This is a genomic window from Streptomyces sp. NPDC059740 (assembly GCF_042733155.1).
Lineage (GTDB): Bacteria > Actinomycetota > Actinomycetes > Streptomycetales > Streptomycetaceae > Streptomyces.
In genome coordinates this window covers 1-4,876 of record NZ_JBHWGP010000087.1, presented here as the reverse complement: position 1 = coordinate 4,876, position 4,876 = coordinate 1, and the positions used below count along the sequence as shown (strand labels likewise).

At 76.8% G+C, this 4,876-nt stretch carries 1 protein-coding gene; it reads left to right on the top strand.

The genetic code is table 11. The features are described 5' to 3' along the window. Window positions 1-36: 36 nt before the first annotated feature. A partial coding sequence (locus tag ACFV3R_RS34445; protein ID WP_385591473.1) for an SDR family NAD(P)-dependent oxidoreductase occupies window positions 37-4,876 on the top strand: 4,840 nt, incomplete at its 3' end.

Genomic DNA, 4,876 nt, shown 5'->3' with positions numbered 1-4,876 from the left:
CCGCGGTCGTTGTTCGCGCAGGAGCCGTCCGAGCATGTGGACTGGGCTTCGGGTGGGGTGGAGTTGCTGGCGGAGTCGGTTGCGTGGGAGCGGGGCGGGTGGCCGCGGCGGGCGGGGGTGTCCTCGTTCGGGATCAGCGGCACCAACGCCCACGTCATCCTCGAAGAACCGGACACCGCCGGCACCGAGGACACCACGCCGGCCCCCCTGCCCGCTGAGGAGTCCCGGGACGAAGCCGCCGCGCACACCGGCGCCGCCCCCGTGCCGTGGCTGCTGTCCGCCCGCAGCGAGCGGGCGCTGCGCGCCCAGGCCGCCAGGCTGCTGGAGCACCTCGCGGACCACCCCGGACCCAACAGCGCCGACCTGGCGGCCTCGCTGGCCGCCCGCGCCGCCCACCACCACCGCGCGGTGGTGGTACCGGAGGGCCCGGACGGTCACGCCGCGGCACTCACCGCCCTCGCGGCAGGCGAGCCCACCGCGGACACCGCGCTCGGCACCACCACGACGACGACCGGTAGGCGGACGGTGTTCGTCTTCCCCGGCCAGGGCGCGCAGTGGGAGGGCATGGCCCGCGAACTCCTGGCCACCTCACCGGTGTTCGCCCAGCGCATGGCGGAGTGCGGCGAGGCGCTGGCGGAGTTCACCGACTGGTCGCTGCTGGACGTGGTGCGCGGCGAGCCCGGCGCCCCGGGCCTGGACCGCGTCGACGTCGTCCAGCCCGCCCTGTGGGCCATGATGGTCTCCCTCGCCGCGCTCTGGGAGGCCCTCGGAGTCCACCCCGACACCGTCGTCGGCCACTCGCAGGGCGAGATCGCCGCCGCGACCGTGGCCGGCGCCCTCTCGCTGCGCGACGGCGCCCGCGTGGTGGCCCTGCGCTCGAAGGCCATCCGGGCCCTCGCGGGCACCGGCGGCATGGTCTCGGTGGCGGCCTCCGCCGACCGGGTCGCCGCCCTCACCGGACCGTGGGGCGACCGCCTCTCGGTGGCCACCGTCAACGGCCCCGCATCCGTCGTCGTCTCCGGCGACGTGGCCTGCCTCGACGCGTTCACCGCCGCCTGCGAGGAGGCCGGGGTGCGGGCCCGGCGCGTCCCGGTCGACTACGCCTCGCACTCACCGCACGTCGAGGCGATCGAGCAGGAGATCCTCACCGCGCTCGCCGGCATCACCCCCGCCGACCCGCGCATCCCCTTCCGCTCCACCGTGGCGGACGCCGAGGACCACGGCCCGCTGGACGCCGCCTACTGGTACCGCAACCTGCGCCGCACCGTACGGTTCGACCCCGTCGTCCGCGAACTGGTGCGTGAGGGCGCCGGGTTCCTCGTCGAGATCAGCCCGCACCCGGTGCTGACCACGGCCATGGCGGAGTCCGTCGAGGCGGAAGCGGCCGACGCCGTCACGGTGCCGAGCCTGCGCCGGGACCAGGGCGGCCTGACGCGCCTGCTGCGGTCCGCGGCACACGGCTGGGCCCACGGACTCGACGTGCGCTGGCCCCTCGTCCTCGCCCCGTTCGGCGGACGCCGGGTGGACCTGCCGGCCTACCCCTTCCAGCGCGAGCGGTACTGGCTTCAGGCCCCGGCGGACACCGGGGACGTCACCGCCGCCGGCCTCGCCCCGGGCGGCCACCCGATGCTGGGCGCCGCCGTGGCCCTCGCGGCCGACGACGGACTGCTGCTCACCGGCCGGCTCTCGCTGCGCAGCCACCCCTGGCTCGCCGACCACGCCGTCCGCGGAACGGCCCTGCTGCCCGGCACCGCGTTCCTGGAACTCGCCGCCGAGGCGGGCGCCCGCGCGGGCTGCCAGGTGGTCGACGACCTCACCCTCCAGGCACCGCTGGTCCTGCCGTCCGAGGGCTCGGTCAGCGTCCAACTGGCCGTCTCCGCCCCCGACTCCGCAGGCCACCGCAGCGTCAGTGTCCACGCCCGCACCGGGGACGAGGACACCCCGTGGACCCGGCACGCCACCGGCATCCTGCGTCCCGTGGCGCCCGCCGATGCCACCGCCGGCGACCTGCCGGGCGGCGCCTGGCCGCCGGTCGGGGCCGAGCAGGTCGAGCTGGCCGACGCCTACCCGGACCTCCTCGCCCGGGGCTACGCCTACGGCCCCGCCTTCCAGGGCCTGTCACGGGTCTGGCGGCGCGGCACGGAGGTGTGGGCCGAAGTGACCCTGCCCGAGGCCCTGGAACGCTCCGCAGCCGACTTCGGCCTCCACCCGGCCCTGCTGGACGCAGCCCTCCACCCGGTGGTCCTCGGCCACCTCGGGGACCGCGAGGCCGGACTGCTGCCCTTCGCCTTCGGCGGAGTACGGCTGCACGCCGCCGGCGCGTCCACGCTCCGCGTCCGCCTGCAGCCCGAGGGCGCCGACGGCGTCACCGTCACCGCCTGGGACACCGCAGGCCGGCCGGTGCTGGAGATCCCCTCGCTCCTCCTGCGCCCGCTCGGCGAAGGCGGCCTGACCACCGCGGGCCGGCACGGCCAGGCCCTCCACGCGGTGGAGTGGCGGCCGGTGGAGCCCACCGCCGGCCGTCCGGCCGGTGACGCCGGGCGGCCGGAGGTGTGGCAGCTGCTCCCCACCGCCGACGAGGCGGCCGAGGACCTGCCCGGTGCCGTGCGCGCCCGGCTCGACCGCGCCCTGCGGATGCTGCACGAGCGGCCGGCCGACGCCGCCCCGCTCGCCGTCGTCACCAGGCAAGCGGTGACCACCGGAGCCGACGACGCCGCACCGGACCCCGCCGCGGCGGCCGTCTGGGGCCTGCTGCGCTCGGCACAGAACGAGCACCCCGGCACCCTGCTGCTGATCGACGCCGACACCTGGTCCGAGGAGTGCCTGGACGCGGTGCTGGCGGCCGGCGAACCGCAGACCGCCGTACGCGGCGGACGCGTCCTCGTCCCCCGCCTGCGCCGGGTGCCGGCCGCCGTCGGGGAACGGCCCGCGGCCTTCGGCCCCGAGGGCACCGTGCTGGTGACCGGCGGCACCGGGACGCTGGGCGCACAGGTGGCCTGCCACCTGGCAGCCCGCTACGGAGTACGCGACCTGCTGCTCACCAGCCGGCGAGGATCGCAGGCACCGGGCGCCGCCGACCTCGTCCGCCGGCTCGCGGACCTCGGGGCGCGGGCCACCGTCGCGGCGTGCGACGTGGGCGACCGGGCGGCACTGGCCGAGCTCCTCGCCGCCGTCCCGCAGGACCGTCCGCTGACCGCCGTGGTGCACACCGCGGGCGTGCTGGAGGACGCCACGGTGGACCGGATCACCCCCGAGAGCTGCGACCGCGTCCTGCACGGCAAGGCCGACGCCGCCTGGCACCTGCACGAACTCACCGCGGACACGGACCTGTCGGCGTTCGTCCTGTTCTCCTCCGTCGCCGGCACGCTGGGGACCGTCGGACAGGCCAACTACGCCGCGGCCAACGCGGTCCTGGACGCCCTCGCCGTGCAGCGCAGGGCCGCGGGGCTGCCAGCCACCTCACTGGCCTGGGGCCTGTGGGCCGAGGCCAGCGGCCTGACCGCAGACCTCGACGGCACCGCACACGCCCGGCTGGGCCGCACCGGGCTCGCCCCCATGAGCACGGAGCTGGCGCTCGACCTCCTCGACGCCGCCCTCGCCGCCGCGCCGGCCGCCGTGGTGCCCGCCCTGCTGGACCTGCGGGCGCTGCGGGCCGGAGCCGCCGAGGGCACCCTCGCGCCGATCCTCTCCGAGCTGGTCCGCCCCTCGCTCCGCCGTGCCGCGGCCACCACCCGGACCGCCGGGGACGCCTCCTGGGCGGAGCGGCTGCGCGAGCTGCCGGAGGACGAGGCACGGGCCGCCGCGCTGGAACTGGTCCGCTCCTCGGCCGCCGCCGTGCTCGACCACGCGAACGCCGACGCCGTGGACGCCGCGCGCCCCTTCCGGGACCTCGGCTTCGACTCGCTGACCGCCGTGGAGCTGCGCAACCGGCTGTCGGCCGCGACCGGCCAACGCCTGCCCGCCACCCTGGTCTTCGACCACCCCACCCCCCGCGTCCTCGCCCGGTACCTGACCGAGCGGCTGCTGGGCGGGCAGGGCCGGGCGGCCACCGCCGCACCCGTCGCCGCCACCGAGGACGACCCCGTGGTCATCGTCGGCATGGCCTGCCGCTACCCGGGCGGGGTGCGGGACGCCGAGGGGCTGTGGCGACTGGTGGACCAAGGCGTCGACGCGACCGGCGACTTCCCCGCCGACCGCGGCTGGGACCTGGAGCACCTGTACCACCCCGACCCCGAGCACGTCGGCACCAGCTACGTCAACCGGGGCGGGTTCCTGCACGAGGCGGCGGAGTTCGACGCCGCGTTCTTCGGGATGAGTCCGCGCGAGGCGATGGCGACCGACCCGCAGCAGCGGCTGCTGCTGGAGACCGCCTGGGAGGCACTGGAGACGGCGGGCATCGCACCCGGCAGCCTCGCCGGCACCGACACCGGCGTGTTCACCGGCGTCATGTACGACGACTACGGCTCCCGCCACGCCCGCTCGCCCGAGGGCTACGAGGGCTACCTGGTCAGCGGCAGCGCCGGCAGTGTGGCCTCGGGCCGGGTGTCCTACAGCCTGGGTCTTGAGGGGCCGGCGGTGACGGTGGACACGGCGTGCTCCTCGTCGCTGGTGGCCCTGCACCTGGCGGCGCAGGCGCTGCGCTCGGGGGAGTGCTCGGTGGCGCTGGCCGGTGGTGTGACCGTCATGGCGACCCCCGCCGTGTTCGTCGAGTTCAGCCGCCAGCGCGGCCTGGCTCCCGACGGGCGGTGCAAGCCGTTCTCGGCTGCTGCCGACGGCGCCGCCTGGAGTGAGGGTGTGGGTTTGCTGGTGTTGGAGCGGTTGTCGGTGGCGCGTGCGGCGGGTCATCGGGTGTTGGCGGTGGTGCGGGGTTCGGCGG